The sequence below is a fragment of the Actinomadura formosensis genome (assembly GCF_050948385.1).
GTDB classification, from domain to species: domain Bacteria; phylum Actinomycetota; class Actinomycetes; order Streptosporangiales; family Streptosporangiaceae; genus Spirillospora; species Spirillospora formosensis.
In genome coordinates, this window is the sequence record NZ_CP192011.1 from 3,646,813 (window position 1) to 3,672,223 (window position 25,411).

27 protein-coding genes are annotated in these 25,411 nt (G+C 70.6%); 15 read left to right on the plus strand and 12 right to left on the minus strand.

Going from position 1 to position 25,411, the window contains the following annotated elements; genetic code table 11:
* Window positions 1-37 precede the first annotated feature (37 nt).
* The 3 genes from ACQP1N_RS17195 to ACQP1N_RS17205 all read left to right on the plus strand — a co-directional run bounded on the left by ACQP1N_RS17195 (window position 38) and on the right by ACQP1N_RS17205 (window position 2,438).
* Window positions 38-646: an rRNA methyltransferase gene (locus ACQP1N_RS17195; RefSeq protein WP_433225159.1), complete on the plus strand. Its 609-nt coding sequence runs from the start codon at window positions 38-40 to the stop codon at window positions 644-646.
* A gap of 209 nt (window positions 647-855) precedes the next feature.
* Complete coding sequence (locus ACQP1N_RS17200; RefSeq protein ID WP_433225161.1) at window positions 856-1,278, plus strand: hypothetical protein; 423 nt, start codon at window positions 856-858, stop codon at window positions 1,276-1,278.
* Window positions 1,275-2,438, plus strand: a complete 1,164-nt coding sequence (locus tag ACQP1N_RS17205; RefSeq protein ID WP_433225163.1) for an epoxide hydrolase family protein — start codon at window positions 1,275-1,277, stop codon at window positions 2,436-2,438. The genes ACQP1N_RS17200 and ACQP1N_RS17205 overlap by 4 nt, the downstream gene beginning before the upstream one ends.
* Here ACQP1N_RS17205 and ACQP1N_RS17210 read toward each other — a convergent pair.
* Together ACQP1N_RS17210 and ACQP1N_RS17215 are read right to left on the minus strand one after the other, a co-directional pair.
* Window positions 2,398-2,640 (minus strand): hypothetical protein, encoded by a 243-nt coding sequence (locus ACQP1N_RS17210; RefSeq protein WP_433225165.1) that lies wholly within the window; start codon window positions 2,638-2,640, stop codon window positions 2,398-2,400. The genes ACQP1N_RS17205 and ACQP1N_RS17210 overlap by 41 nt on opposite strands.
* 60 nt (window positions 2,641-2,700) lie before the next feature.
* Complete coding sequence (locus ACQP1N_RS17215) at window positions 2,701-3,429, minus strand: TetR/AcrR family transcriptional regulator (protein ID WP_433225167.1); 729 nt, start codon at window positions 3,427-3,429, stop codon at window positions 2,701-2,703.
* Between the two features lie 72 nt (window positions 3,430-3,501).
* Between ACQP1N_RS17215 and ACQP1N_RS17220 the strand changes: the two genes are divergently transcribed.
* The 3 genes from ACQP1N_RS17220 (at window position 3,502) to ACQP1N_RS17230 (ending at window position 5,914) form a co-directional block, all read left to right on the plus strand.
* Entirely contained in the window at window positions 3,502-5,097 is a 1,596-nt protein-coding gene (locus tag ACQP1N_RS17220) for an ABC-F family ATP-binding cassette domain-containing protein (protein ID WP_433225169.1), read from the plus strand.
* A 213-nt stretch (window positions 5,098-5,310) separates the two neighbouring features.
* On the plus strand, window positions 5,311-5,433 hold the full coding sequence (locus ACQP1N_RS17225; protein WP_433225171.1) for a hypothetical protein: 123 nt from the start codon (window positions 5,311-5,313) through the stop codon (window positions 5,431-5,433).
* A 67-nt stretch (window positions 5,434-5,500) separates the two neighbouring features.
* On the plus strand, window positions 5,501-5,914 hold the full coding sequence (locus tag ACQP1N_RS17230) for a recombinase family protein (protein ID WP_433225174.1): 414 nt from the start codon (window positions 5,501-5,503) through the stop codon (window positions 5,912-5,914).
* 644 nt (window positions 5,915-6,558) lie between these two features.
* Here the strand turns inward: ACQP1N_RS17230 and ACQP1N_RS17235 are convergent.
* The 3 genes from ACQP1N_RS17235 to ACQP1N_RS17245 all read right to left on the minus strand — a co-directional run bounded on the left by ACQP1N_RS17235 (window position 6,559) and on the right by ACQP1N_RS17245 (window position 10,883).
* Complete coding sequence (locus ACQP1N_RS17235) at window positions 6,559-7,449, minus strand: nucleotide exchange factor GrpE (RefSeq protein ID WP_433232737.1); 891 nt, start codon at window positions 7,447-7,449, stop codon at window positions 6,559-6,561.
* 284 nt (window positions 7,450-7,733) lie between these two features.
* On the minus strand, window positions 7,734-10,142 hold the full coding sequence (locus ACQP1N_RS17240; protein ID WP_433225176.1) for an AAA family ATPase: 2,409 nt from the start codon (window positions 10,140-10,142) through the stop codon (window positions 7,734-7,736).
* Between the two features lie 72 nt (window positions 10,143-10,214).
* Window positions 10,215-10,883, minus strand: a complete 669-nt coding sequence (locus tag ACQP1N_RS17245) for a hypothetical protein (RefSeq protein ID WP_433225178.1) — start codon at window positions 10,881-10,883, stop codon at window positions 10,215-10,217.
* Window positions 10,884-11,210: 327 nt separating this feature from the next.
* On the opposite strand from ACQP1N_RS17245, the gene ACQP1N_RS17250 reads away from it, so the two are divergent.
* The 4 genes from ACQP1N_RS17250 (at window position 11,211) to ACQP1N_RS17265 (ending at window position 14,374) form a co-directional block, all read left to right on the plus strand.
* Window positions 11,211-11,882, plus strand: coding sequence for a PP2C family protein-serine/threonine phosphatase (locus tag ACQP1N_RS17250; RefSeq protein ID WP_433225180.1), 672 nt, complete (start codon window positions 11,211-11,213; stop codon window positions 11,880-11,882).
* A gap of 43 nt (window positions 11,883-11,925) precedes the next feature.
* Entirely contained in the window at window positions 11,926-13,020 is a 1,095-nt protein-coding gene (locus ACQP1N_RS17255; protein ID WP_433225182.1) for an IS630 family transposase, read from the plus strand.
* Between the two features lie 107 nt (window positions 13,021-13,127).
* Entirely contained in the window at window positions 13,128-14,036 is a 909-nt protein-coding gene (locus ACQP1N_RS17260; protein ID WP_433225184.1) for an IS5 family transposase, read from the plus strand.
* Between the two features lie 20 nt (window positions 14,037-14,056).
* Window positions 14,057-14,374: a hypothetical protein gene (locus ACQP1N_RS17265; protein WP_067799720.1), complete on the plus strand. Its 318-nt coding sequence runs from the start codon at window positions 14,057-14,059 to the stop codon at window positions 14,372-14,374.
* 265 nt (window positions 14,375-14,639) lie between these two features.
* On the opposite strand, the gene ACQP1N_RS17270 is transcribed toward ACQP1N_RS17265, so the two are convergent.
* Complete coding sequence (locus ACQP1N_RS17270) at window positions 14,640-15,089, minus strand: transposase family protein (RefSeq protein ID WP_433225186.1); 450 nt, start codon at window positions 15,087-15,089, stop codon at window positions 14,640-14,642.
* A gap of 779 nt (window positions 15,090-15,868) precedes the next feature.
* Complete coding sequence (locus ACQP1N_RS17275) at window positions 15,869-16,273, minus strand: ArsR/SmtB family transcription factor (protein ID WP_067799726.1); 405 nt, start codon at window positions 16,271-16,273, stop codon at window positions 15,869-15,871.
* Between the two features lie 149 nt (window positions 16,274-16,422).
* Between ACQP1N_RS17275 and ACQP1N_RS17280 the strand changes: the two genes are divergently transcribed.
* The gene (locus tag ACQP1N_RS17280; RefSeq protein WP_433225188.1) at window positions 16,423-16,890 is read left to right on the plus strand and encodes an ArsI/CadI family heavy metal resistance metalloenzyme; all 468 of its coding nucleotides are present in this window, start codon (window positions 16,423-16,425) and stop codon (window positions 16,888-16,890) included.
* Between the two features lie 136 nt (window positions 16,891-17,026).
* On the opposite strand, the gene ACQP1N_RS17285 is transcribed toward ACQP1N_RS17280, so the two are convergent.
* Complete coding sequence (locus tag ACQP1N_RS17285) at window positions 17,027-17,434, minus strand: winged helix-turn-helix transcriptional regulator (RefSeq protein WP_067799731.1); 408 nt, start codon at window positions 17,432-17,434, stop codon at window positions 17,027-17,029.
* A gap of 163 nt (window positions 17,435-17,597) precedes the next feature.
* Here ACQP1N_RS17285 and ACQP1N_RS17290 point away from each other — a divergent pair, with 163 nt between their 5' ends.
* Together ACQP1N_RS17290 and ACQP1N_RS17295 are read left to right on the plus strand one after the other, a co-directional pair.
* Window positions 17,598-18,389 carry an NAD(P)H-binding protein gene (locus ACQP1N_RS17290; protein ID WP_433225190.1) on the plus strand — a complete coding sequence of 264 codons (792 nt, stop codon included), beginning with the start codon at window positions 17,598-17,600 and terminating at the stop codon, window positions 18,387-18,389.
* Window positions 18,390-18,808: 419 nt separating this feature from the next.
* Window positions 18,809-19,480: a shikimate kinase gene (locus ACQP1N_RS17295; RefSeq protein WP_433225192.1), complete on the plus strand. Its 672-nt coding sequence runs from the start codon at window positions 18,809-18,811 to the stop codon at window positions 19,478-19,480.
* A 174-nt stretch (window positions 19,481-19,654) separates the two neighbouring features.
* Here ACQP1N_RS17295 and ACQP1N_RS17300 read toward each other — a convergent pair whose 3' ends face one another.
* Complete coding sequence (locus tag ACQP1N_RS17300; protein ID WP_067799737.1) at window positions 19,655-20,347, minus strand: TetR/AcrR family transcriptional regulator; 693 nt, start codon at window positions 20,345-20,347, stop codon at window positions 19,655-19,657.
* A gap of 53 nt (window positions 20,348-20,400) precedes the next feature.
* On the opposite strand from ACQP1N_RS17300, the gene ACQP1N_RS17305 reads away from it, so the two are divergent.
* A complete protein-coding gene (locus tag ACQP1N_RS17305; RefSeq protein ID WP_067799739.1) occupies window positions 20,401-21,525 on the plus strand; it encodes an FAD-dependent oxidoreductase in 1,125 nt (374 codons plus the stop codon).
* Between the two features lie 87 nt (window positions 21,526-21,612).
* Here ACQP1N_RS17305 and ACQP1N_RS17310 read toward each other — a convergent pair whose 3' ends face one another.
* The 3 genes from ACQP1N_RS17310 to ACQP1N_RS17320 all read right to left on the minus strand — a co-directional run bounded on the left by ACQP1N_RS17310 (window position 21,613) and on the right by ACQP1N_RS17320 (window position 24,590).
* On the minus strand, window positions 21,613-21,774 hold the full coding sequence (locus ACQP1N_RS17310) for a hypothetical protein (RefSeq protein ID WP_157419217.1): 162 nt from the start codon (window positions 21,772-21,774) through the stop codon (window positions 21,613-21,615).
* The gene (locus tag ACQP1N_RS17315; protein ID WP_433225195.1) at window positions 21,771-23,330 is read right to left on the minus strand and encodes an MFS transporter; all 1,560 of its coding nucleotides are present in this window, start codon (window positions 23,328-23,330) and stop codon (window positions 21,771-21,773) included. Before ACQP1N_RS17315 ends, ACQP1N_RS17310 begins: the two co-directional genes overlap by 4 nt.
* A gap of 87 nt (window positions 23,331-23,417) precedes the next feature.
* Window positions 23,418-24,590, minus strand: coding sequence for an FAD-dependent monooxygenase (locus ACQP1N_RS17320; RefSeq protein ID WP_433225197.1), 1,173 nt, complete (start codon window positions 24,588-24,590; stop codon window positions 23,418-23,420).
* 69 nt (window positions 24,591-24,659) lie between these two features.
* Here ACQP1N_RS17320 and ACQP1N_RS17325 point away from each other — a divergent pair, with 69 nt between their 5' ends.
* Complete coding sequence (locus ACQP1N_RS17325) at window positions 24,660-25,244, plus strand: TetR/AcrR family transcriptional regulator (protein WP_067799749.1); 585 nt, start codon at window positions 24,660-24,662, stop codon at window positions 25,242-25,244.
* Window positions 25,245-25,411 lie beyond the last annotated feature (167 nt).

Below are 25,411 nucleotides of genomic sequence, written 5' to 3' on the forward strand. Positions count from 1 at the left end.
TCCCGGTGCGGCTGGCCAGTGAGATGTTTCAGCGCCCTTGGCGCTGCACGGGGATCCTGCAGCCCTGGTGTGGGACCCGTGCTGCGGCAGCGGTTACCTGCTGACCGTGCTGGCATTGCTGCACCCCCGCCAGATCACCACCGTGCTGGGCACCGACATCGAGCCCGCCGCGCTGCATCTGGCCGAACAGAACCTGGCCCTGGCGGGCCGGGAAGGCCTGATCGCCCGGGCCGCCGATCTGGACGCGCACGCCGAACGCTTCGACAAGCCTTCCTACACCGCGGCGGCCCGGCGGCTCGCGCGCGGACTGGCGACCGGGCAGAGCGATGTTACGCATGCCGTGCACCGGGCCGATGTATTCGATCCCGACCAGCTTCGCCGGGCGCTGGATGGCCGCCGTCCCGGCGTGATGATCACCGGCGTTCCGTACGGCGGGCAGACCGCCTGGCACGGCCCCGACGGTGCGTCTGGGGCCGCGGGCATGCTGCGCGCCTTGAGGGTGGTGCTGCCCGAGAACGCCGTGATCGCTGTCGCGGTCCGCGGCCACCGGCTGCGACTGGACGACGGGCTGCGAGCGCAGACGACGTTCCGAATTGGCACCAGAACCGTCGCCCTGTTTCGCGCCCGGCCCGCCCCAGCCCATTGACCACCTGGCCCGCCGGACGGCATCGTCATCTTGAGTCAAGATCGGCGAGGTCGTTGCCCGCGTCGGACGCTGGTGAGCCGGCCCTTGGGTGATGGACGGTTGTCAGCCCTGGTCGGCGGTGTTCTTCCGAACGCGTGCCTCGGGCGCGAGCAGCGCCTCTTCTGTCAAGGGAGCTTGACGTCAAGGTGATCTGACGGGAGACTCGGGGCATGTCGACTCCCGACGACCTTGAACGTCATTTCACGCTGCTGACCGCGGTCGCCCGCTACGAGGCGTTGAGGACGCGCGATGCGCTCGCGGCACCGGATGACCACGACGACGGCGAGACCAACGCGGTGCCACTGACGCGCGCCGAGACCCTGGAGATGCTCGCGCTTGGCGAGGTGATCGTGCGGAAGGCCGGCTACGGCCGCCAGTTGTCCGTCCGCTCCGCACGCCGGGTCGGAGCATCGTGGGCCCAGATCGGTGCCGCGCTGGGCACCAGCAAGCAGGCGGCCTGGGAGACCCATAACCGGTGGATCGACGAGCAGGCCAGGCAACAGGACGCCCCGGGGCATTGGGGCTGGGACGACACCGACGTCGCGGCTGCGCGAGCTCTGGCGGGCGAACCGAACGACAAGGAGGAGATATGACCGCGCAAGCGCAAACGCTGATCCGGCCCTTCGAGCTCAATATCCCTCAAGCGGCCCTAGACGACCTGGCCGCGCGCCTCGACGCCACCCGATGGCCCGACGAGACCCCCGTCCCGGGCTGGGCGCAGGGCGTTCCGCTGGCATATCTGAAGGAACTGGCCGCCTACTGGCGCACCGTCTACGACTGGCGCGAGCACGAAGCCGACCTGAACCGGTTTCCTCAGTTCATCACCACGATCGACGGTACCGACATCCACTTCCTGCACATCCGTTCCCCCGAGCCGGACGCGATGCCGCTGCTGATCACCCACGGCTGGCCAGGGTCCATCATCGAATTCCTCGACATCATCGGCCCCCTCACCGACCCCCGCTCGCACGGCGCCGCACATGTCGACGCCTTCGACCTGGTGATCCCCTCCATCCCGGGATACGGCCTGTCGGGACCGACCCCGGACAGCGGCTGGGACATCCACCGGGTCGCACGTGCCTGGGCCGAACTGATGCGGCGACTCGGCTATCACCGTTACGGCGCGCAAGGCGGCGACTGGGGGCATGCGATCACTCTGGAACTGGCCGCCGTGGCCTGCGAGCAAGTGACCGCGATCCATCTGAACACCCTGCTCACTCTGCCCCCCGACGACCCCGCCGCAGCCGCCGAACTCACCACAGACGACTGGGCACGCCTGAACCGAATGCTCCAGGCCGAGCCTGAGATGTCGGGATACGCCAAGATCCAGGGCACCCGGCCGCAGACGCTCGCCTACGCACTGACCGACTCCCCCATCGGACAGCTCGCCTGGATCGTCGAGAAGTTCATGGAGTGGACCGACAGCGCCCGGGCCCCCGAAGACGCGGTCTCCCGCGACCGCATGCTGACCAACGTGATGCTGTACTGGCTGACCTCAACCGCCGGGTCTTCGGCCCGCCACTACTGGGAGGCTGCCCACCCCTCGCACGCGACGCCCCCCAGGCGCCCCGCCACTCCTACCGGCATCGCCGTCTTCGCCGCCGACATCGCCCGTCCCGTCCGCCGCCTTGCCGAAAAGGAGCACAACATCGTTCACTGGTCCGAACTTCCCCGCGGCGGCCACTTCGCCGCCATGGAACAACCTGGCCTGTTCACCGCCGACGTCCGCGCCTTCTTCCGACGCTTCCGCTGACAGCCTCCGGTTCAACGCTGAGCGTCGCCGGGCCCCAGAGATGGAAGTAGCGGCGCACGCTCTCGATCGTGCGGTGCCGGTTCTTGGCCATCAGCATCGGCAGGCTCGCGCCGTCCTCGCCAGATGGGACAAAGTGCCTCAGCGCGTGCAGATCCCAGCCGGTGCCCGACCCGCCGAGCGCGGTGTGGACATCCAGCAGCACGCGGACCTGCCCGTAGGGCAGCCTCGCACCTGGAACCCCGCGTGCTGTTCGGCACGCCGCCTACCTGATCAGGTCGCCGGGTCCGAGAGGAAAAGACTGGGCTGGATCCGGCGACCCGATGGTGTTCGCGCGGATTCCGTCGATCAGGTATCCCAGGCCGCGGTGAAACGCGTCGTCCCAGTCGTTGTCGCTGGGATGCCCGTGCGCGGCCAGCGTCGGATAGGCCTCGCGCTGCGCCGCGAGGATCTTGTCGGCGGCATCGCGGGTGGACGACTCGTCCCTCCCACGCCATGACAGCTGGCTGACCGTGGCCCCGATCACAAAGTGTGACAGTCCGTAGGCGGCGGCGGTGAGCGGTGCGCCCGTGAGCCCGGCGCGTTGCAGTGCCGCATGCAGGAACTCTGTACGCGTGAGGACGTTCGGGCCGAGCATCGGTCGGCCCATCAGCGTCGCGGTCCAGCGATGCCGGAGCATCACCGTGCGCCACCGTTCCACCATCGCGGTGATGTCAGCGCGCCAGTCGTCGGTCGCCGGCGGTACCTCGGCCTCGGCGAACACCGTGTCGAGGGCCAGGTCGAGCACGTCGTCCTTGGTGTCCACGTGCCAGTACAACGTGGTCGAGCCGGTGCCGAGCCGCTCGGCCAGCCGCCGCATGGTCAGCCGGTCCGCGCCTTCCTCATCCAGGAGCACGATCGCTTCGGCGACGATGCGCTCCCGCGACAGCGGTGGCGCTTCCCGTCGCCTGCGTGGCCGCCTCAACCAGATGTCGCCCGCTCGGCTCGTTCCCATGCGCTCACTCTAGTACGGTGAACGAGTACCGGATCAATGTTCTAGTCACCCGATCAGCGTCCAGAGGTGGTTGTGGGGCACATCGATGTGAGCGACCTGGCTTATGCGCTGCCCGATGGACGGCCCTTGCTGCATGAGGTGTCCTTCCGTGTGGGGCAGGGCGCGAAGGCGGCCCTGGTCGGGCCGAACGGCGGCGGCAAGACGACGTTGCTCAGGCTCATCGCCGGTGAACTGGCCCCTTCTGCGGGGAAGATTGCAAACACGGGTGGACTCGGCGTAATGCGCCAGTTCACTCCGGAGGACCGCACCGTCCGCCAACTCCTCCTGTCGGTCGCGCCACCGCAGATCAAGGCGGCGACCGACGCGCTCGCACGTGCCGAAGCCGCGTTGACCGGCGCCTCGGAGAGTCAAATGGCCTACGCCCAGGCCATCAGCGACTTCACTGACGCCGGCGGCTACGACCTGGAAGTCGTCTGGGACGCCTGCACGACCCTGGCGCTCGGCCTGCCGTATGAGGAGGTCCGCGACCGGCCCGCAGGCACACTGTCCGGCGGCGAGCAAAAGCGCCTCATGCTGGAGGCACTGCTCCGCGGACCCGACGAAGTCCTGCTGCTCGACGAGCCCGACAACTACCTGGACATCCCCGGCAAGCAATGGCTGGAGGAACGGCTGCAAGCCACCACCAAGACCGTGCTGCTGGTCTCCCACGACCGCCGCCTGCTCGCCGGCGCCGCCGACCGGATCATCACCGTCGAGTCCGGCACGGTCTGGGTGCACGGCGGCGGCTTCGCCACCTACACGGCCGCGCGCCGCGACCGCGCCGCCCGCATGGACGAACTGCGCCGCCGCTGGGACGATGAGCATGCCCGACTGCGTCGCCTGGTCCACGCGCTGCGTCAGCGCGCCGCCGCCAACGACGCCGTCGCCTCGTCCTACCAGGCCGCCCGCACCCGCCTGTCCCGCTTCGAGGAGGCAGGACCGCCCGAGCCGCCGCCGCGCGAGCAGAACATCCGCGTCCGCCTGCGCGGCGGACGCACCGGGAAACGCGCCGTGATCTGCGAACGACTCGAACTCGCCGACCTGACCAAGCCGTTCGACCTGGAAGTCTGGTACGGCGAACGCATCGCCGTCCTCGGCGCGAACGGGTCGGGCAAGTCACAGTTCCTCAAGCTGCTCGCCGCCCCATCCTCCGTCCCCCACCAAGGCACGGTGCGACTGGGCGCCCGCGTCGCTCCCGGCCACTTCGTCCAGACCCACACCCGCCCCGACCTGCACGACCGCAACCCTGACGAGATCATCACGACCGACTTCGGGACAACCCTCAACGACGCCATGCGCGCACTGGCCCGATACGAACTCGCACCTACGCGACGCCAGCCCTTCCACACCCTGTCCGGCGGGCAGCAGGCACGACTGCAGATCCTGCTGCTGGAGCTGTCCGGCTGCACCCTCCTCCTGCTGGACGAGCCAACCGACAACCTCGACCTCGCCAGCGCCCAAGCCCTCCAAGACGGGCTGACCGCCTACCAGGGCACAGTCCTGGCCGTGACGCACGACCGCTGGTTCGCCGAAGACTTCGACCGCTACCTGGTCTTCGATCCGGACGGCACCGTCCACCACCGCGCCACTCCGACATGGCAGATAAACAGCCGGACGCATGAGAACTGAGCGTCAGGACCAGCGTGGACCCTGGTTTGGCTGTCCCGCCAACCGCCGTCGACACGTCGCCGACCGCATGGCTCGACTGCTCGGTGCTGTCCCGTTTGGGGATCCCCCACCGGAACACCGGCCAGCCCGGACGGCGCCGCAGGTCGGGGTGTTCCGTTTAGCTGTTCCGCGAACTGTCCCGGTGACGGGGCCCTATCCGGAACAGTTGAGGGCATGAATGCTACGGCTCCCGGCGCCGTCCGGGTCGGGTACGCCCGCTGCTCCACCGACGAGCAGGACGTCGTCGTCCAGACCGAGCAGCTGCTCGGTCTCGGTGTCCCGGCCGATCGAATCTAGATCGACCGGGGGGTTCTCCGGGACCACCCGCCGCAATCGCGGAGGGCTGGATCAGGCCCTGGCGGCGGTGTGGCCGGCCAGCGTGTTCACCGTGACCAAGTTCGACCGGTTCGCCCGCAACATGGCCGAGGCCAACCAGATCCTCACCGACCTGTCCGACCGGGAGGTGCTGTTCGGGCTCGGCGGGTCGGTCTACGACTGGAACGACCCGTTCGGCCGGCTGTTCCTGCAGACCCTGGCGATGGTCGCCGAGTTCGAGGCGAACCTGGGCCACCTGCGCACCCGCGAGGGCATCGCGCTGGCCAAGAAGAACGGCAAGCTCAAGGGCAAGCAGCCCAAACTGCCCGAATCGGCGCGGCGTCCCATCCGCCGCCGCTACGCCGAGGGCGAGGTCTCGCTGGCCGACCTGGCAGGCGAGTACAGCGTCGGCCGCTCCACCATCCACCGCATCATTCACGGCCCGCCAACCGAGCCACGCTGACGATCAACCAGCCACGACGCTGATCCGTGATCCCTTTCTGGCGTATTCCAGCCGTCCCCCACGCTGGGACGATCCCCGCGGGCGCGGGGGCGACGAACGAACTTCGGTGGACGGACACAACCGCGAGGGACGATCCCTGCGGGCGCGGGGCCGACCGCTGTGCCGGGCGCGGCCCGTCGGCCGCCAGCGGACGATCCCCGCGGGCGCGGGGGCGACCCGGTGTAGGGGGCCTGGATGACGTAGCCGGGCGGACGATCCCCGCGGGCGCCCGCGGGGATCGTTCCGGTCCATCACGGGTGTGAGAGTTGCAGTGTGCGTCGGCCCCGCGCCCGCGGGGATCGTTCGCGGGGCCGGCTGAACACCGACGCCAGCTACCGGTCGGCCCCGTGCCCGCGGGGATCGTCCGGAGTGCGGCGGGACGCTCCCCGACGACTGGCTGTCAGCCCCGCGCCTGCGGGGATCGTCCGCTGCATTTCACGCTGCCCGTCGTCGTCGCGTTGTCGACCCCGCGCCTGCGGGGATGGGCTCAGGGCGTTGACAAGGTGGGACGGATTTCGTCGTGAGGCTCATTCGAGTGTTCTGTGCAGTGAGGCGGACGTGGTTCGGGCCGCGTGCTTTTCGGTGGTGCGGTCGATGCCGGGTTCTCAGCGTTCGGTCTCGGGGGTTGATGGCCTGAATGGTCCGGGTGCTGGTGTGCGGTTCTGGGTGGGGGCAAGGGGTTTGTCGGTGCTGGACAGTCGTGAAGGGTTGTCGGTGAGCTGGTTGGAGGCCGTGACGGCCTTGCGGGCTTGGGCGGTGTCGGGGTCGACTGTGCCGGGCTGGACGACCATGACCGCGGCGGGCCGTACTACGCGGCCTTCGGACATGTATCCGGGCCGGACGACCCGGTCGACGATCTGGGTGGTGGCGGATGCGTCGCCGATGAGGCCCAGGGCCTGGTGCCGTGTCGGGTCGAAGGTCTCCTTGGCGGCGCCGATGCGGGTCAGGCCGAGCCGGGCGGCTGATTGTTCGGCGAGTTTCCCGATCTGGGCGAATCCGCCGGTCAGTTCGCCATGCCGGCGGGCGTAGTCGAACGCGTCGAGCAGTCCGATCAGTTCTTGGTGGACGCTGTCGCGGTCTGCCGGGGCCGGCGCTGTCCGGGTGGGGGAGGTGGCCTGCAGCGCCGGGGGGTCGTAGGTGCCCAGTGGAGCGTGTTCGCTGCGGGGGAGCCGTCCGCGCAGGTGGGCGGTGGTCTCTTCGGCCGTGTGGTGCAGGAGCCGTAGCGCCTGCCATCCCGCGCCGCTGCGGTTGCCTTTGGTGTTCAGGTGTTCCAAGGCTTGGCGCGTGCCCCAGGCCAAGGTCTCGCATGTCCGTGACCACACTGCGCAGAACAAGCCCATCGAGTAGGCGTCGCGCTCGAACGCCAGCGCGCCTTGGTGGACCTTGTCCAGGACGGAGCGGGCGCTGTTCCAGAGTGCGGACATCTGCCGCCAGGCTGGTGTGGAGGTGATCGCCGTCCCCACGGTGCCTGCCGCGGTGTCCCATGCCTGCCTCATGGCGGTGACGCCCGTGCGCAGTACTTCACCAGTCCAGGTGGGCTCATCGGGTCGTGGCCTGGCGGGGCCGTCCAGCAAAGTGTCGAGGTCGACCCAGCCTTGTTCGAGGTCGCGTTTGCTGCGGAGCGTGCGTCCGGCGGGCAGGGTGCCGGTGAGGCGGTCGGCGTAGTCGCCGGCGTGGCGTGCCAGTTCGCGCAGGGCCCGGACGGTGCGGGAAGCGCCGCTTTCGATGCGTCCGGCGAGCCGGTAGGCGGCGGTGGCGATCGTCCGGGCGCACCGGGCGGTCACCGTCCGCCAGAATCCCCGGATCCGCAGGTCGTCCGCGGCCTGGCGCCGGTAGCTGCCGGGCGTGCCCAGGATGGTGCGGCCCAGTTCGTTGGAGGCTGCGATGACCTCGGCGATCCGCTGCCATTCCTTGGACCGGGCGTGCTCGCCGAGATGCGCGGTCGCCTCCTGCAACGGCGCGGCAAGGGCGTCATCGACCCCTGCGGGCGGCGCGGAGGGTCCGGGACGTTGGCCGTCGCGCGGTTCGGCATCGGCTCGCGGACGGTCGCCGGCGCGGTGCGCGGCCGTGATCGCCTCGGAAATGTCGACGCCCATGTCCGGGTCTTGCAGGGCGCGTCTGATCGCCTCGAACCCGGCGTGGATGTCGCCGAACGACAGCGCTGCCGTGTCGTCTCTCTCGGGCGCATCCGGGATGGTGAGGGGCGTGGGGCCGGATGCCGGTGTCGGGCTGAGCCGCCCATCGATGGTGAAGCGCGGTGAGTTGTCTTCCGCCTCCGGCGGCGATGGGGTCTGGTCGGCGGCCGCGGGTTGGGAGGCGGGTTGGTAATGAGCTTCGGCCAGTGCTGTGAGCGCGTCGTCCAGGCCGGGGAGCGGCGGCGGTGTGTTGTCCGGGTCTTCTGCCGCGGGACTTGTTGCAGCGGGGGGTGCCGGGTCGGCGGGCGTGGATGGTCTCGGTGTGATCGGCGCATCGAGGTCGTCCGGCTTGTCCTCGGGTGCCGGGGCGGCCGGTTCTGGCGTCGTCTCGTCCAGGGTGCCGGGGACGGTGGGTTCGACTTCGGTGAACAGGTCGATCTGGCCGTCCGGCTCCGGAGCCGGACGGCGATTCCTCTCGCCGGAGCGGCGGGCCGAGGCGGCTCTCGTGGTGGGCTTGGCCGGCCGAGGGGGAGTGGGCCGGCCGCCTGCCGGTTCGCAGGCGGGTTCCTCTGCTGCGGGCGCCTCAGCCTGAGCGGGGACGGAGGGCACGCCGTCCGCTGCCGGCACGGGAGCATCAGAGGGCTCAGGCACCGCGTCCACGGCCGCTTCAGGCTCGGGAGCGGGAGCCGGCGGCTCCTGGACGGCGGCCTCGGCGGCCTGCCGGTCGTCCACGGCCGGAGCCGTGGCGACGCCGGGGGCGACTTGCCGACCATGCGGAGCAGTTCGTCGGGTCCGTGCTGGTCGATGAGGCGGACGAACGGCTGCAGGGCCCGCTCCTGCCGGGCGGCCTCCTCGACGTCCGCCCACGTGGCGAAGCGCGACAGCTCCGGGTGCCTGGTGCCGCGCCCGGCCTTGAGATCCTTGGCGGCCCTGGCCAGCTTGGAGATCTCGCCGCCGCCTCCGACGAGCGCGACGCGCTTGCCTGCGTCGAAGGCGCGGAAGACCTCGCTGACCGCGCCCACGTTCGTCCGGCACAGGACGGCGTCGGGGGCGGTGACCTGGCCGACGGTGGAGGCCAGGGCGGGATTGCCGGTGAGCTCGTACGGCGCGCCGAGAAGGCGCAGGAAGTCGTCGCCGCGTCTGGCGATCTCGGGTCCGAAGCGCCAGGACCGGGTGAGGGGCAGGGTGACCTCGGCGGGCCAGTGCGCCAAGGCGTCCTCGGTGCCCCGGAAACCGTAGATCGACTGGAAGGTGTCGCCCACGACGATCGTCTGGGTGGGCTGGTCCTGGACGAGTCGGCGCAGTACTGCGTTGATGTCCTGTGCCTCGTCGAAGAAGATCAGGTCGGCGTCGATCCGGGGCCGCGACAGCGCCCACAGCTTCAGGTGGTCGTCGTGGTCGAACAGGACGGCGCGCGGCCGGTCGCCCTCCAGCAGGCGGGCGTTGGAGGGGTCGGCGATGTCGTCCCAGATCTGCCGGGCCGTGTCCAGGACGGCCCGGCCGGTGCCGGGGAACGCCGTCAGCGCGTCGGGCAGATGCGCCTGGGTGATCTGGGGGTCGGCGGACTCGCGGAACGTCCGCACCACCGCCATGGCGAGTTGCGCGCGGACGGACGGCGCAAGTTCCTGGGGGTCGCCGTCGTGGTCGCGATATGCCACCGCTTCGAGGTTCAGCAGGTCGGCGATGTCGCCGGGATGCCGGACGCCCTTGCCGATCCGCGTGGTCTTGCCGGCGTGGGGGCCGGTGCGCAGGCTGCGCAGTGCCAGGGCGTGCGCGGTCACCGAGGTGACGTTCGGGCCGAACGTCTCCCGTGCCTCTCTGGCGATCGAGGCGTTGAACGCGATGTAGACGATGCGCGTCTGGGGCGAGGCCTCGGCGACCCGCTGGGCGACCATGTTCAGGGTGGAGGTCTTGCCGGTGCCGGCAAGGGCCTGGACGGCGACGTCGAGCTTCTGGGTGACCGCGGCGTCGATGATGGCCTGCTGCTGCGCGGTCGGCGGATGGGAGCGCTTCGGCCTTCCTGCCCGCCGGGCCGGTGTACTCCCAGAGCTCACGCACCCAGCGCCAACGGAAGCCGCTGCTCCTCAGCGCCTCTCTGAGCCGGACGTCCTCGAACCTGGTGCCCCTCACCGTGGGACGTGCGGGGGAGTCGTCGATCCGGATCCGGGCGGCCAGGGCCCGGCGGCAGGCCTGGTGGCAGGCTCGGCGGCCGCGGACTGCTGTTCGGGCATCTGGCCTCCATCACCGGCTGGGACGTCAGCGTCGTGGGCAGGGGCGGGCGGTGCTGGCCGGGCAGCCTCGGGGACTTTCCGGTCCGCTGGAGGCGCGTCCGCGGCGCCGGCATCGTCGGCCCGGTCGTCCAGGGCGCCCTGTTCCCGCTGGATGGCGTCGCGGGCTCTGGACCACACGGGGTCGTCCGGGTAGAGGTGTTCCCCTTCGCCGATCAGCCGCAGCGCCCGGTCGGTTTCCCCGGCCTTCCACGCCTGGTGTGCCCGGCCGGAGATCCGCGCGGCGTCGTCCCTGCGGGTCTTCCGTATGGCCTGGATGCGTTCGCGGCACCTGTCCCCGAAGACGGCGATGCCGTTGCGGTCGCCGCCGGCGAGTTCGGGATGCAGCTGTGCCCAGCTCTCCGCCCAGTCCCATTCCTCTGGTGTCACCGGTGAGTCTCCGGGCGCGAGGGTGTTGTCGATGCCTTCCACGGCGTACCGGGCGGGGTCGCCTGCGCCGGCGTGGAACATGGCGGGTGCCAGCAGCGTCATGGCCTCGATCAGCTCGGCGTGCCGCTCGGGAGTCATGCCCGGCGGCGTGGCGGGTTCGCCCCGGGGTGGGCCGGCAGAGGTGTCCGGCGGGGCCTCGGCGGGGGGCTGCGCCTCTGGCGCTGCGGGCTCGGCAGGTGCGGGCGCGGGTTGGCCGCGTCCCTGCTGGGCATGCAGATCGGGAGAGTGGTCTGGGGCGTCTGCCGCGGAGGGCGATGCGCCCTGGTCGGCGCGGTGCTCTGTGTCCTTCGGCGGCGCGGACGGGGCGTCGAGGGCCGTCGAAGTGCCCGGGGCGGGCCCGCTGGGCTGCTCGGTGGCCGGGGTGGCGGCGGTGGTCGCCGCCTCTGGTGCGGTGGGGGAGTCTGGTTGGCTGAGAAGCCGTTGCTGCCGCCGTTCGTCGGCCACCCCCTCTCGGAGGCGGGCCGCGGCGGCGCGGGCAGTGGCCAGCTCGTCGGGGACCTCGTCGTCGCCGTAGGTCTCCGCGCGGTCGCCGGACCTGGCCGGGTGCTGGAGGTGCAGGGCCTGTACGCGCGGTCGATCGGGGGAGCACTGGGCACCACCGTCGCCTGCGTGCTGATCGACCCCCACACGGGCCACCTGACCTACAGCAGCGCCGGCCACCTGCCGCCCGTGCTGGCCCATCCCGGCGGCAGCATCGACCTGCTGGACCAGGCCACCGACCCGCCGCTGGGAGCCCGCCCCTACCACGTCCCCCGCCCCCAGGCCAGCCGCCCCTACACCCCCGGCGACACCCTCATCCTCTACACCGACGGGCTCGTCGAACGCCGCGGCGAGGACATCGAGAACGGCCTGGCGCACCTGACCGATGCCCTGGCCGCCGACGCCCGGCGACTCGACCAGCCCCAACTGGCCGACACCCTGCTGGACCGCCTCGGCGTCTCCGCCGGCGGCCGCGACGACGTCTGCCTGCTCATCACCCGCCTGGGACCGGCCACCCGACCCGGCCATCAGCCGTTCCCACCTCGGCAGTGGCATCCTGCCGTGCCTTGCAGGACCGGGCCGCATCACCGGAACTAGTGTCCTGCGCCTGAAATCCGTTGTGTAAATCTATGCTGGGCCGATGGCGAGGACAGGACGGCCGAAGACGCCGTTTTCAGTGACCGCGGCTGAGCGGGCGGAGTTGGAGCGTGGGGCGCGGGCGGCGACCTCGACGCAGGCGTATGCGTTGCGGTGCCGGATCGTGCTCGCGTGCGCGCGGCCAGGGGCATTCCATACGCATGTGGCCGCCGAGCTGGGCGTTTCGCCGCCGACGGTGGCCAAGTGGCGCCGCCGGTTCATCGAGCACGGCCTGGCCGGGCTGGCCGATGAGCCCCGCCCCGGCCGTCCGCCCTCGATCCTGCTGGACAAGGTCCAGGAGGTGGTCACGCTCACCTTGGAGCAGACCCCGCCGGGCGCCACGCACTGGTCCAGGGCCTCGATGGCTGAGCGCACCGGGCTGAGCAAGTCCACCATCGGGCGGATCTGGCACCGGTTCGATCTCAAACCGCACCGTGCCGACACCTTCAAGATCTCCACCGACCCGCTGTTCGTTGAGAAGGTCGTGGACGTGGTCGGGCTCTACAACAACCCGCCCGAGCGGGCCGTGGTGCTGTGCGTGGACGAGAAGTCGCAGATGCAGGCCCTGGACCGGTCACAGCCGGTGCTGCCGATGATGCCGGGCATGCCCGAGCGGCGCACCCACGACTATGCCCGGCACGGGACCACCAGCCTGTTCGCCGCCTTCAACATCGCCGACGGCACCGTCATCACCGAACTGCACCGCCGGCACCGCGCGGCCGAGTTCAAGAAGTTCCTGGTCGCGATCGACAAGGCCGTGCCCGCCGAGCTGGAGGTGCACCTGGTCTGCGACAACCTGGCCACCCACAAGACACCGCTGGTCCACCAATGGCTGGCCCGCCACCCCCGCTTCCACGTGCATTTCACCCCGACCGGGTCGTCCTGGCTCAACCAGGTCGAACGCTGGTTCGCCCACCTCACCACCCAGCTCACCCAACGCGGCGTCCACAAAAGCGTCCAAGCCCTCGAAGCCGACGTCCGCGCCTGGGTCCAGCAGTGGAACACCAACCCCAAACCGTTCGTATGGACCAAGACCGCCGAAGAGATCCTCGACTCCCTCGCCCGATATCTGCAACGGATTTCAGGCGCAGGACACTAGGGCCTGTTTAGAAAGTCCTGGTTCGGGCGGCATGGCGCACCTGGAGACGAGTGAGGTCTCCGGTAGATGGATCAACGACCAAGAAGACCATCACCACCGGAGACCTCGTGTTCAGCGTACCGATCGGAGCCCGTAAAGATCTGACGGACCGGCAATGGCGGGTCCTGGAGCCGCTTTTGCCGGCCGGGTGCGGACGTGGCCGGCCGCCCAAATGGTCGCGCAGGCAGCTGGTGGACGGCGTCCGGTGGCGGACCCGGGCCGGTGCGCCGTGGCGTGACGTGCCCGAGCGCTACGGGCACTGGCAGTCGGTCTACCGGCTGTTCCGCTGCTTCCAGCGCGCCGGGGTATGGCCGCTGGTGTGGGCGAAGCTGATGGCGTTCGCCGATGCCTCCGGGCTGGTCGTGTGGAATGTGTCGGTGGACTCGACCATCAACCGGGCCCATCAGCACGCCGCGGGCGCCCGCCATGACGTCGGCGGGCAGGTCGAGCCGCCCGGAGACGAACCGCCCGATCACGGGCTGGGACGTTCACGCGGCGGCCGCACCACCAAGATCCATCTGGCGTGCGAGCAGGGCCGCAAGCCGATGTCGGTGCTGATCACCGCTGGTCAGCGTGGGGACAGCCCGCAGTTCCGGCCGGTGCTGGAGCGGGTCCGCATCGCCCGGTCCGGGCGCGGACGGCCGCGCACCCGCCCGGACCGGGTTCTGGGCGACAAGGCCTACTCCTCCAAGGCCAACCGCGCCTATCTGCGCCGTCGCGGGATTGCGGCCACCATCCCGGTGAAGGCCGACCAGCAGGCCAACCGCAGGGCCAAGGGCTCGGCCGGCGGGCGCCCGCCGGTGTTCGACCCGGCCGCCTACCGGCTCCGCCACTCCGTGGAATGCGGCATCAACCTGCTGAAACAGCACCGGGCGGTCGCGACCCGGTATGACAGGCTCGCCGTCCGCTACCAGGCCACCATTGAGATCGCCGTGATCGACATCTGGCTCCGAGCCATCACCAAGATCACTTACTAAACAGGCCCTAGGGTCGCGGTATGCGCCAGATGCCGTCGTCCGACATGGTCAGCCTGATCTCCTTCCTCGCCGTTCTGCTGATCTTCTTCAGCATCGATGTGCGTTCGAGGGCCTCGGCGTCCTCAAAACCGTGGCATGCCCACCTCTTCGAATGGGCCTCCCGGATCGGCGGGATCGCCACCGCCCTGGCGCTGGCCCTGGGATGGGCGGACCTGTTCCTCCCGGACCAAAGCAGCCCGATCCATGTGGCGTTCGTGGCCGCCCCGGGATCAGTGGGAGTGCTGTGCGCCATCGCGCTGGGTCTGGAAATGCTCTGGCAGCGATGGGAGGCACCGTAGCCGGACACATCAACCTCGGGGCCGGTCATCGACCCGGTGACCGCCTGGCGAGACCGGACCGCGCTGCTGAACGTGCGCGGCGTCACCGCCGGGCGCTGCTGCGCTCGGTTGACCGGCACGGCCGCATCGGCGAACGCATCACCGGCGACGGCATCAACCGCGCGATCCGCCGCCTGGCGGCCGCGGCCCAGGTGCCCGGCACCGAGACCTACACCACCCACTCCCTGCGCGCCGCCAGCGCCACCGCCGCCAGCGCCACCGCCGCCTACGCTGCCGGAGTCCCGGTCTCGGTCATCGCTCGACACGGCCGCTGGGCCCCGCCTCCCCGGTACTGCTGGGTTGCATCCGCGCCGTCGTGGACCTTGCCGGGCAACGCCCCCGAGGTCCACAGGGTCGTCCCGTCCGGCCCGGCGATCACCTGCACGTTCATCCCGTGCACCCGATGCCTGCGGGAGTAGTACGGGCGGTCCGCCCGGACCCTGTCGGCGTGGACGAGCGTGCCGTCCAGCGTCAGATGGGTCAGGCCGTCCTTACTGGCCTTCCGCAGCGCCTGCGCAAGGCTGGGTGAGCAGGCCGACAGCAGCATCACCGTCTCCTCCACATGCCTCCAGGCCGTTGCCGCCGACACCCCGAAACCCGCGCTGATCTCGGTGGACGTCTCGTCCTTGCGCAGATAGGCCAGGACCACAAGCGCCTGCTGACCAGGGTTGAGCAACCGCCACCTCGACCTGATCGCCTTACGCCGCCGGCGGACCAGCCCGGCGACGTAGTTCAGCGTTGAACGCGACAAATCGAGGGCGGCACATAGAACAATAATCGTTTCTTTGTTCCACGCCGGTGAGTTGGGCCATGCGCTGGAGTCCAAGCGCGCCGCCGCCACCAAGCGCCGCTGAACTGGGAGGCCGAGGCGCTGTTGCAGGCGGCCGAGCACGACATGCGCGAAATGCTGCTGGACGAAATCAGGGCGACGCACCCCACGCTGTGGGGAGATCTTTCAGGCGGAAGCGGGCCGGTTCAGGTCGCCCGCCGCGTCCCCAGTTCACGCTGGTGGCGCCCTACACCGGCGACCGTGAGGTGTTCCTGCTGCGCGGATCCAGCGGGAGATCCCGGCGCGGGCGGCCCAGCGGCACGCGAGCCTGCTGGCCGCCCGCCGGCTCCAGGCCGGCACGGGTACCCGATGCACCGCCGTGTCGTTGATCAACCCGGTGCGGTACTGCGGCAGGTCGGACAGGAAGATCCAGGGAGGGGACCAGCAGGCACCGGTCACCGGTCACGGGACGAGCCGGTTGCAGCGGACCTTGGCCGGCACCGGGGTACATCATCACCAGCAGCCCGGCCACCTTCACCGAGTCGAGGGCGTCGTCCAGGCCGGGGATCGCGCGTCCGGTCGGCAGCCCCGCCGCCATGGCCGCACCGATCCACACCGGCAGCCGGCGCTCGCCACCGCGCCCCGGGCGCCGGCGGGCGCGGTCTGCAGATCGGGTTCGAGGCCGGTCATGAAGCAGCCGCGGAAGCAGCCGCGGCGGCCGCACGCGGCCCCAGAATCGCCGACAGCCGCTCCAGGACGCCGGGGTTGAGCCAGTAATAGACCCAGGTCCCGCGCCGTTCGGAGTCGATCAGCCCGGCCTGCTTGAGCACCTTCAGGTGATGGCTGATGGTCGGCGCCGTGAGATCGAAGGCGGCGGTCAGGTCGCACACGCACGCTTCACCGCCCTCATGGCAGGCGATCAACGACAGCAGCCGCAGGCGGACCGGGTCGGCGATCGCCTTGAACAGCGGCGCCAACTCGGCCGCCTCGGCCTGGCTCAACGGCTCGCAGACCAGGGGCGCGCAGCACGTCCCGTCGCCGTCACCGGCGACCACACCCGAATTCACGATCGGCAACTGCTGCTTAGACATGTCTCTAATTTGACATCTATCTAGGCACGTTGCAAACTCGGGCTACCGGCTGCTTAGACAAGCATCTAATCAGCACCGGTACGGGCTCACGCCGGCCTCCATGGTCGACATCGCCCGCATCACGCCGTCCACCACACGAGGAGGAACCGATGTCCCGCGTTCAGCTCGCTCTGCGCGTATCCGATCTGGAAGGCTCGATCGCCTTCTACTCCAAGCTGTTCGGCGCCGAGCCGGCCAAGCGCCGTCCCGGCTACGCCAACTTCGCCATCGCCGAGCCGCCGCTCAAGCTCGTCCTCATCGAAGGCGACGGCGACGAGCCAACCCGCCTGGACCACCTCGGCGTCGAGGTCGAGGACTCCGGCCTCGTCCACGACGCCACCAAGCGCCTGGCCGACGCCGGGCTGGCAACGCTGGAGGAGAACGACACCTCCTGCTGCTACGCCCTGCAGGACAAAGTGTGGGTCCACGGCCCCGGCGGCGAACCCTGGGAGGTCTACACGGTCAAGGCCGACGCCGACACCCTTGCCAAGGCCGACGACTCTGCATGCTGCGCCACTGGCCAGCAGACGGCCGACGTCGAGCCGTCCAAGGCTGCCGCGGGGTCGAACTGCTGCTGATCTCGCGAACCGTGCGTGGTCCTCTTTCGCTGCGGCGGGGAGGGCCACGCCCTTAGGACAAACGCCCCGTGCTCTTCAAATGACCTTGGTCAGGTGAAGATCTGTGACGTCCGTCCAAGGTCACCAACGCTCGCAATCATCTAGAGCCGCGGATCGCCCCCGCGTCGTCGTAGTGCCGCCGGGCCCGTTCGACGTGCTCAAGGTTGGTGGCGGCCCACTCGGCGAGGTGGGCGAAGAGGGGGGCGAGGCTGCGGCCGAGCTCGCTGATCTCGTATTCGACGCGCGGCGGCACCTCAGGATGGTAGGTGCGGACGACCAGGCCGTCGCGCTCCAGTTGACGCAGGCGCTGGGTGAGCACCTTGGGAGTGATGCTCTTGACGCGCCGCTCCAGCTCGACGAACCGCTGGCGGCCGAAGGTGTGGAGCGACCAAAGGATGGGCGTGGTCCACCGGCTGAACACGATGTCAACGACCGGGGAGATCGGGCAGGCCAGCTCGGGGGCGGTCATGGCATCGGCCGCCGGCCGGTTCGTCTCGGTCGCCATGTGTTACACCCCTCTGAGGTAGTTACTTTCCTCTAGGTACCTACTATACGGAGGCTGTTAGCGTCGCCGTCATCGCGAGAAACCACAGGGAAAGACGCGGGGGTTGATCATGATCGTGGTGACGGGTGCGACCGGAAATGTCGGTCGGTCGCTGGTGCGGGCCATGACGGAGGCGGGGGAGCGGGTGACGGCGGTGTCGAGGGGGATGGCCCCGGTGGACCTGCCGAGCGGGACCAGACACGTGCGGGCCGACCTGGCCGCGCCGGAGACCCTGCGGCCCGCCTTCGCCGGGGCCGAGGCGTTGTTCCTGCACGACGGCGGCGCGGGCGGCCATGGGCTCGACCCGAGAGCCATTGTGGACGTGGCCAGGGTCGCCGGGGTCCGGCGGGTGGTGCTGCTCTCCTCGCAAGGCGTGGTGACCAGGCCGGAGTCGCCCTCGCACGGAGGCGTCATGCGGGCTATCGAGGAAGCGGTGCGCGAGTCGGGCCTGGCCTGGACGATCCTGCGGCCCGGCGGCTTTGCGTCCAACGCCTACGCCTGGGCGGAATCGGTACGCGCCGAGCGGACCGTCGCCGCGCCGTTCGGTGACGTCGGGATCCCGGTGATCGATCCGGCGGACATCGCGGAGGTCGCGGCCGTGGCCCTGCGCAAGGACGAACACACGGGGCGTGCCTACGAGTTGAACGGGCCGGCGGCCGTCACGCCCCGGCAGCAGGCCGAGGCGATCGGCGCGGCCCTCGGTGAGCCGGTGCGGTTCGTGGAGCTGACCCGGGCCGAGGCGCACGCGCGGATGGCCGCGTTCATGCCGGAGCCGGTCGTGGAGACCACGCTGGCCGTCCTCGGCGAGCCCAACGCCGCCGAACTGCGGCTCAGCCCGGACGTCGAGCGCGTGCTGGGCCGCGCGCCCCGCCCCTTCACCGAGTGGGCCCGCCGCAACGTCGAGGCCTTCCGGTAAACAGCGACGAGGTCGCCTCCGGCGCCTAAGACCCGCCGGAGGTAGCCAACTCGCTCCTGAGCACCGGATTTCGTTCCACTGCGATGCGCGGGTCCCTCACAGTCATAACCGTAACGCTCAGTTACTTCCCCCTGGTGACCCGGATCTGAGCGGCCCCCAAGACCGCCTGCACATGGCAGCCGCTCGACCCCGACGACCTCGCGCCCGACGGCTCACGGTCGGACCATCCAGCGGGCACCCTGGTCGATGGGGCCGCTCTGCTCGCGGCCACCGCCGCTGCCCTCGTCCTCACCGACTGGCATAGCCACTGAGATCTCAAGCCTGGGCCGACAAGATTGAGGCAGGTCGGCCACAGCACAGACCCGAATGGACCTTCACGTCAGAACTCAAGCCGGTAGGCACTCGACAGGAGCCAACGAATGTACTCTGCACTGCCCGAAGGGGCTTTCCCCCGTGTTTGGCGGGAGCGGTTGCGCCACGTCTACTGGATCGGCGGCGGCAGTGGGGCCGGAAAATCCACCATCGCCCGGCGCATAGCCGACCGGTATGGGATGCGCTTGTACGACAGCGACGCGGTCATGCCCGACCACACCCGCCGCATGCCCATGGAACAGGCTCCTTACCTGGGCGAGTTCGCCGCCATGGACATGGACGAGCGGTGGGTGACCAGAAGTCCGCGCGAGATGCTCGATACCTTCCACTGGTTTCACGGAGAAGGATTCAACCTGATCCTTGAAGACCTTCTCGCCCTCACCGCCGACCGGCCGGTGGTCGTCGAGGGGTTCCGGCTGCTGCCCGACCTCGTCCAACCCCTTCTCACCGAGGTGCGTCACGCTGTGTGGCTGCTGCCGACTCCCCAGTTCCGCCAGGCGGTGTTCGACAGTCGTGGTGGCCCGGCGTGGGGATTCATCGCCAAGACCGGCGACCCGCAGCATGCACTGCAGAACCTGCTCCAGCGCGATGCACTGTTCACCGACCGGCTCACCGAGCAGACCCGGCATCTGGGCCTCTGCCGGCTCAGGGTGGATTTCCAGGTCACCGAGGAAGATCTTGCACAGCGAGTCTCCGCGGTGTTCGGGCTTGGGAACTAGCACTCTGTGTGTATCAGCGCCGGGGCAGATTGGGGGCTGCGCTTTGTGATGGCGGAGGCCGGTCATCGCCGAGGTACCACCCGCAGATCTGGCAGTCCACCGTCGAGGAATGCCTATAAGTGCCTCCGTGACCCTTCCATCGGTGCCACGGATGTCACCTGGAAATCCTGAGCGTCACGCCGGCGGCCGGGCGAGTTTGGCGGCCACGGCGTCGAGGACCCACTCCAGGCCGGTCGCGAAGGACGCCTCGGCGTCCACGTCCGTGCCGTCGTACACGGCCTTGGCCAGTGCCGGGAAGCGGCCCGTGGCCAGTATCCTCCGCAGATGCGGGCCGGAGGCGCGCTGCCAGTCGCGCTTGGACAGGCCCGTGGCGCGCTCGGCCCGCAGGTTCGCGATCTCGCGCCTGATCGCGCCAGTGAAGTAGGCGCTGACAGTCTCCACGGCGCGCAGGACGGTGTCGAGGTCGGTGAGGCCGTCGAGGGCGGCCAGCGTGGTCTCGGTCACGGCGAGGGCGTTCGGGCCCAGGGTCGGACGGCCGCCGAGCAGGTCGGCCAGCCATTGGTGACGGAGGGTGGCCTGTCTGGTGCGGTGGGCGCGGATGCGCAGCGCCTCCCGCCAGTCACCGGGCTGCTCCTCGGGGAGGATCTCGGCGTGGACCTCGTCCACCATGAGGTCGAACAGCTCCTCCTTGGTGGAGATGTATCCGTACAGCCGCATCGGGCCGACGTCCAGCCGGGCGGCGACCTTGCGCAACGACACCGCCTCCAGCCCGCCCTCGTCGGCCAGCGCGATGGCGGCGGCAACGATCCGCTCCCGGTCGAGCGGCGCGGGGCGAGTCGGCGGCTCCGGCCGGTCCCACACAGTCATGGTTACAACGTACTGTTGCGATACGTTGTAAGAGAAAAATACAGTGTATCGACATGAGACACCGTATCGCCGTGATCGGGGGCGGCCCCGCCGGCCTTACCTTCGCCCGCGTCCTGCACCGCCATGATCATCGCGTCACCGTTCTCGAGCGCGATCCCGGCCCCGACGCCCGTCCCCCGGGCGGCACGCTGGACCTGCACGAAGGGCTTGGCCAGCTCGCGCTGGCGAAGGCGGGGCTGCTGGCGGAGTTCCAGGCGCTGTCCCGTCCCGAGGGGCAGGCCATGCGCATCCTGGACACGGACGGGACCGTCCTCCGCGACTGGCAACCCCGTCCGGGTGACCGGGCCAATCCCGAGATCGACCGCGGGCAACTCCGTGACCTGCTGCTCGGCCCTCTGGACGTTCAGTGGGGGCGGAGCGTGACGCAGGTAGTGCCGCAGACCCGGGATGGCGTGCTGGTCCATTTCGCGGACGGGCGACAGGAAACCTTCGACCTCGTGATCGGCGCGGACGGCGCCTGGTCCCGAGTCCGCCCGGCGATCTCGTCCGCGACGCCGCACTACACCGGCGTCACCTCGGTCGAGACCTCCCTGGACGACATCGACACCCGCCACCCCGACCTCGCCCGGCTGATCGGCGACGGTTCCGTGGCTGTGTACGGCGTGAACCGCGGCCTCGTCGCCCAGCGCAACAGCGGCGGCCACGTCAAGGTGTACGCCCAGTTCCGCGTGCCGCTGGACTGGCACACGGACCTGGACCTGGCCGAGGTCGAGGCCGTGCGATCAAGCCTGCTGGCTCTGTTCGACGGCTGGGCCGCTCCCGTCCTCGACCTCCTCCGCCACGGCACCGCTTTCGTCCACCGTCCCCTTTACGTCCTGCCCGTGTCCCACACCTGGGCCCACGTCCCCGGGGTGACGCTGCTGGGCGACGCCGCCCACCTGATGCCCCCATTGGGGGTGGGCGCGAACCTCGCGATGCTGGAAGGCGCCGAACTCGCCGAGTCCATCGCCGCCGCTCCCGGCCCTGGAGATCTGGACGAGGCCGTCCGCGCCTTCGAGGAACAGATGTGGGCACGGGCCGGCAGGTGGGCGAGAATCACGACGGCCGGTCTGGAACGCCTCGTGAGCCCGGACCCCGCCGAAGCCCTCGCCCTCTTCGACGAAGTCCAGCCGTCCTGACTGCCAAGCGCGATGTTCTCTGGTTGCTGTCCGGCCGCACCGCCCACGGCCTCCCGGCCCTCCCGCGGGCCGATGCGCATCGGCCGGTCAGGCTTGTCCGGCTTCGGGATGCCGGATGCCGCGGCCGGTGTTGACGAGATCGGCGAGCAGAGCGACGACGGTGGCCACGCGGTTGGTCAGCGCGTCCTCGAACGGCTCTGGATCGTTCTCGAAAGCTCGCCGTTGAGGTGGAAGTAGCAGCGCCGTCATGCCGGCGATTCTGCGCGCTCGGGCACCGCCCCGGCCACTTCCCGGGAAGCGGTGGTGCGGGCGGGCAGGACGACAACGGCGAGCACCGCGGCAGCGAGGGAGAGCACGCCGCAGACCACCAGCACCAGGTCCATGCCGTGGACGAAGGCCGCGTGGGCCGAGGCGGCCAGCGCGGCGTCGTGCAGTTGCTGCGCCACCGCGTCCGCGCCGGAAACCGAGCCGCGGGCGGCGGCCGCGGCGTCGGCGGGCAGACGGTCGGTCACCAGCCGCCGCAGGTAGCCGAATCCGAGCAGGCTGCCCAGCGCGGCGACCCCGAGGACGCCGCCCACCTGCTGCACCGTCTCCAGCAGGCTGGTGCCCGCCCCGGCCCGGTCGGCCGGGAGGGTACCGATCGCCAGGCTGGTGGCGGGGACGACCGCGAGGCCGAAGCCGAGGCCGGTCAGCACCAGCCAGAGAGCGGCGAAGCCGTAGCCGTCCGCAGGCCCGGTGGTCGCGCCGAGCAGCGCGCCGCCGGCGAGCAGGGTCAGGCCGAGGGCGATGACGGTGCGTGCGCCGAGGCGGGCGACCACCGGCTCGCCGGCCGCGGCGGCGGCCATCAGCCCGCCGATCAGCGGCAGCATCCGCAGACCGGTGCCGAGGGCGTCGGCGCCGAGCACGCCGGAGAGGTACTGCGGGAGGACGAAGAGGACGCCCATGACCGCGAAGTTGACGAAGACGGCGAGCAGCGCGCCCCAGCGGAACCCGGGGTCGGCGAGGAGCCGCAGGTCGACCAGCGGGCGCGGGTGGCGGCGCTCGTGCCAGAGGAAGGCTGCCAGCAACGCCAGGCCGAGCGGGAGCGAGACCAGGACCTGTGGGGCGGACCAGCCCTGCTCCGGGATCAGGATGGTGCCGTAGACCAGGGCCGTGATGCCGAGGGCGCTGAGCACGGTGCCCGTGGCATCGAACGGGCCGTCGACTCCGGGGCGGCGCTCGTGGCCTGCGTCGGAGGGGAGCAGCCAGGCGGCGGCGGCGAAAGCGAGGGCGACGACCGGCACGTTGAACAGGAAGACCGAGCCCCACCAGAAGTGCTGCAGCAGCCAGCCGCCGACGAGCGGACCGACCGGCAGGCCGAGTGCGGTCGCGGCGGTCCAGACACCGATGGCGCGCGGAAGTTCGTCCTTGTCGAAGACGCGGGGCAGGATCGCCATGGACAGCGGCATGATCGCCGCCGCGCCCAGGCCGAGCACGGTGCGGGCCGCGATGACGCCCGCGGCGGAGCCGGCGGCGGCGCCGCCGAGCGAGGCGAGACCGAACAGGGCCATGCCGCCGAGCAGCAGCCGCTTGTGGCCGAAGCGGTCGCCGAGCAGGCCGAACGGCAGCATGGCGATCGAGAGGGCGAGCAGGTAGCCGCCGCCGATCCACTGCAACTGGGCACTGTCGGCGGGCAGCCGGGCGGCCAGCGTGGGCAAGGCGACGCTGATGACGGTGCCGTCGAGCCCGACGATCAGCACGCTCAGGGTCAGCGCGGCCAACGCCAGCCAGCGGCGCGGGGAGCGGGGAAAAGCGGGGGCGGTCATGTCTGCCTCCTGGGGAGTCCGGAAACTGTTGGTGGACGGGGCCATCTCTGACACTGAATTTCCCTGGGGGATGAGCTGGTGGGGGGTTCAGGCGGCGCGGCGGTAGTCGGTCAGGGGCCGGGTGCTGCGGGCCTGCAGGCGGCGCTCGGCCGCGCCGAGAGCCTTCATCAGCGGCAGGCGGGCGAGGGCGTCGCGGACGCACCGGCCGCCGTCGGTCTTGGGGATCATGAGGCGGACGTTCGGGCCGATCTGCTGCTTGCGGTCGACCAGCGGCCGGTGGACGGCGTCGTAGCGGGCGAACGCGGTCCGGTGGTCGCCGCCCGCGGCGGCCAGTTCCCCGGCCAGCCGGTAGGCGCCGGTCAGGGCCAGCTCGGCGCCCGCGCCCGAGGCGGGGGAGGCGCACCAGGCCGCGTCCCCGACCAGCGCGATCCGGCCGTTCGACCAGGAGTCCATCTGCACCTGGCCCAGGGAGTCGAAGTAGAAGTCGGGGTCGGCCAGGGCCGCATCCAGCAGGCCCCGGGTCGGCGCCCACGGGTGGTCGGCGAACTGCTCAGCGACCAGGCGCTTGTGCGCGGCGACGTCGCGGTGGTCGACTTCCAGCCGCTGCGAGCGGAACATGAAGTACGCCTTGGCCTGGGCGTGGTTGCCCGACCGGTAGATCCCGGTCATCTTGCCGGGGGTGTTGAACATCGTCACCCAGCGGTCCTCGCCCAGCGCGGCGTCGGCGTCGGCGAAGGCGAAGTAGTGGTCCTTGAACGCCACGAACCGCTCCTCGGGCCCAAACGCCAGCCGCCGGACGTTGGAGTGCATCCCGTCGGCGCCGATCACCAGGTCGAAGCGGCGGGCGGGCGCGTGCTCGAAGGTGACTGTCACCTCGTCGTCGTCCTGCTCCAGGGCGCGGATCGAGTCGCCGAACAGGATCTCGGCGTCCTCGGTCGCCTCGCGCAGCAGCGCGACCAGGTCACCGCGCATGATCTCCACCGAGCCGGGATCGCGGGTGTCGATCCGGGCGACGGCGCGGTCGGCGGCGTCGACGAACTTCATGCCGCGCACGTCGGTGGCCAACTCCCGCACCCGGGCCATCAGGCCCATCCGCTCGACCACGGTGACCGCGTCGTCGCGCACGTCCACGCCGTTGCCGCCGGCGCGCAGCTCGGGAGCGCGCTCGACGATGGTGGGCCGGAAGCCGTGCCGGGCCAGCCAGTGGGCCAGCGTCAGGCCGGCGATGCTCGCTCCGGAGATCAGGATCCGCTCGTTCATGGGGGGCTCCTCACGCTAGGATTAAGTGAAACGTACGTTCCAGATGATTATGTGGAAGGAGCATTTCACTTGTCAACGCCTTCACCGGAACCCGCGCCCACGCCCAGGCGGCGCGCCGACGCCGTCCGCAACCGGGACCTCACCCTGGACGCCGCCATGGCGCTGCTGGCCGAACCGGGCACCTCCCTCACCGTCGAGGCCATCGCCAAACGCGCCGGACTGGGCGCCGCGACCGTCGTGCGCGCCTTCGGCGGCAAGGACGCCCTGCTGGACGCCGCCGTCGCCCGGCTACTGCAACCCGTCGTCGAGCGCGCCCGCACCCTGCTCGCCGAGACCACCCCCCACCAGGCCCTGTGCACCTTCCTGCGCGAGCTGATCGCCTTCCAGACAGCGCACCACGCCGTCAACGACCAGCTCGGCGGCCTCGACCTGCCCGCCACCACCGCGCTGCGCGCCGACCTGGTCGCCGCCGTCGAGGAGATGATCGACGGCGCCCGGCGCGACGGCGAGGTCCGCACCGACCTCGACCCCGCCGTCACCACCACGCTCATCGGCGCGACCGCCCTGGCCGTCGCCCGCGCCGAGCCCCCCTCACCCGGCCTCACCGACGCCTACCTCACCGTCCTGCTGGACGGCCTGCGCCCCCACAACTGAGGCGCGCGGGTCCAGCCGTGCCGGCAGCCGAGCCTTGCCCGTTTCCCTCCAGCCAGGAGCCCAAGCCCATGAGGCTGCGGGGGTGCCGACCTTGTCGATGAAGGCCGGGAGGAGCCGGGGCTTGTGCGGCTAACGGCCCAGCGGGTCAAAGAGAGCGGAGCTGTCGT

Coding starts and splice junctions, on each gene's coding strand:
- ACQP1N_RS17265 (WP_067799720.1), top strand. CDS start 14,057: ATGCGCCAGATGCCGTCGTCCGACATGGTCAGCCTGATCTCCTTCCTC.
- ACQP1N_RS17300 (WP_067799737.1), bottom strand. CDS start 20,347: ATGACTGTGTGGGACCGGCCGGAGCCGCCGACTCGCCCCGCGCCGCTC.
- ACQP1N_RS17295 (WP_433225192.1), top strand. CDS start 18,809: ATGTACTCTGCACTGCCCGAAGGGGCTTTCCCCCGTGTTTGGCGGGAG.
- ACQP1N_RS17320 (WP_433225197.1), bottom strand. CDS start 24,590: ATGAACGAGCGGATCCTGATCTCCGGAGCGAGCATCGCCGGCCTGACG.
- ACQP1N_RS17305 (WP_067799739.1), top strand. CDS start 20,401: ATGAGACACCGTATCGCCGTGATCGGGGGCGGCCCCGCCGGCCTTACC.
- ACQP1N_RS17215 (WP_433225167.1), bottom strand. CDS start 3,429: ATGGGAACGAGCCGAGCGGGCGACATCTGGTTGAGGCGGCCACGCAGG.
- ACQP1N_RS17285 (WP_067799731.1), bottom strand. CDS start 17,434: ATGGCGACCGAGACGAACCGGCCGGCGGCCGATGCCATGACCGCCCCC.
- ACQP1N_RS17315 (WP_433225195.1), bottom strand. CDS start 23,330: ATGACCGCCCCCGCTTTTCCCCGCTCCCCGCGCCGCTGGCTGGCGTTG.
- ACQP1N_RS17280 (WP_433225188.1), top strand. CDS start 16,423: ATGTCCCGCGTTCAGCTCGCTCTGCGCGTATCCGATCTGGAAGGCTCG.
- ACQP1N_RS17225 (WP_433225171.1), top strand. CDS start 5,311: ATGAATGCTACGGCTCCCGGCGCCGTCCGGGTCGGGTACGCCCGCTGC.
- ACQP1N_RS17245 (WP_433225178.1), bottom strand. CDS start 10,883: ATGACTCCCGAGCGGCACGCCGAGCTGATCGAGGCCATGACGCTGCTG.
- ACQP1N_RS17205 (WP_433225163.1), top strand. CDS start 1,275: ATGACCGCGCAAGCGCAAACGCTGATCCGGCCCTTCGAGCTCAATATC.
- ACQP1N_RS17200 (WP_433225161.1), top strand. CDS start 856: ATGTCGACTCCCGACGACCTTGAACGTCATTTCACGCTGCTGACCGCG.
- ACQP1N_RS17255 (WP_433225182.1), top strand. CDS start 11,926: ATGGCGAGGACAGGACGGCCGAAGACGCCGTTTTCAGTGACCGCGGCT.
- ACQP1N_RS17290 (WP_433225190.1), top strand. CDS start 17,598: ATGACGGAGGCGGGGGAGCGGGTGACGGCGGTGTCGAGGGGGATGGCC.
- ACQP1N_RS17275 (WP_067799726.1), bottom strand. CDS start 16,273: ATGTCTAAGCAGCAGTTGCCGATCGTGAATTCGGGTGTGGTCGCCGGT.
- ACQP1N_RS17310 (WP_157419217.1), bottom strand. CDS start 21,774: ATGACGGCGCTGCTACTTCCACCTCAACGGCGAGCTTTCGAGAACGAT.
- ACQP1N_RS17235 (WP_433232737.1), bottom strand. CDS start 7,449: ATGAGGCAGGCATGGGACACCGCGGCAGGCACCGTGGGGACGGCGATC.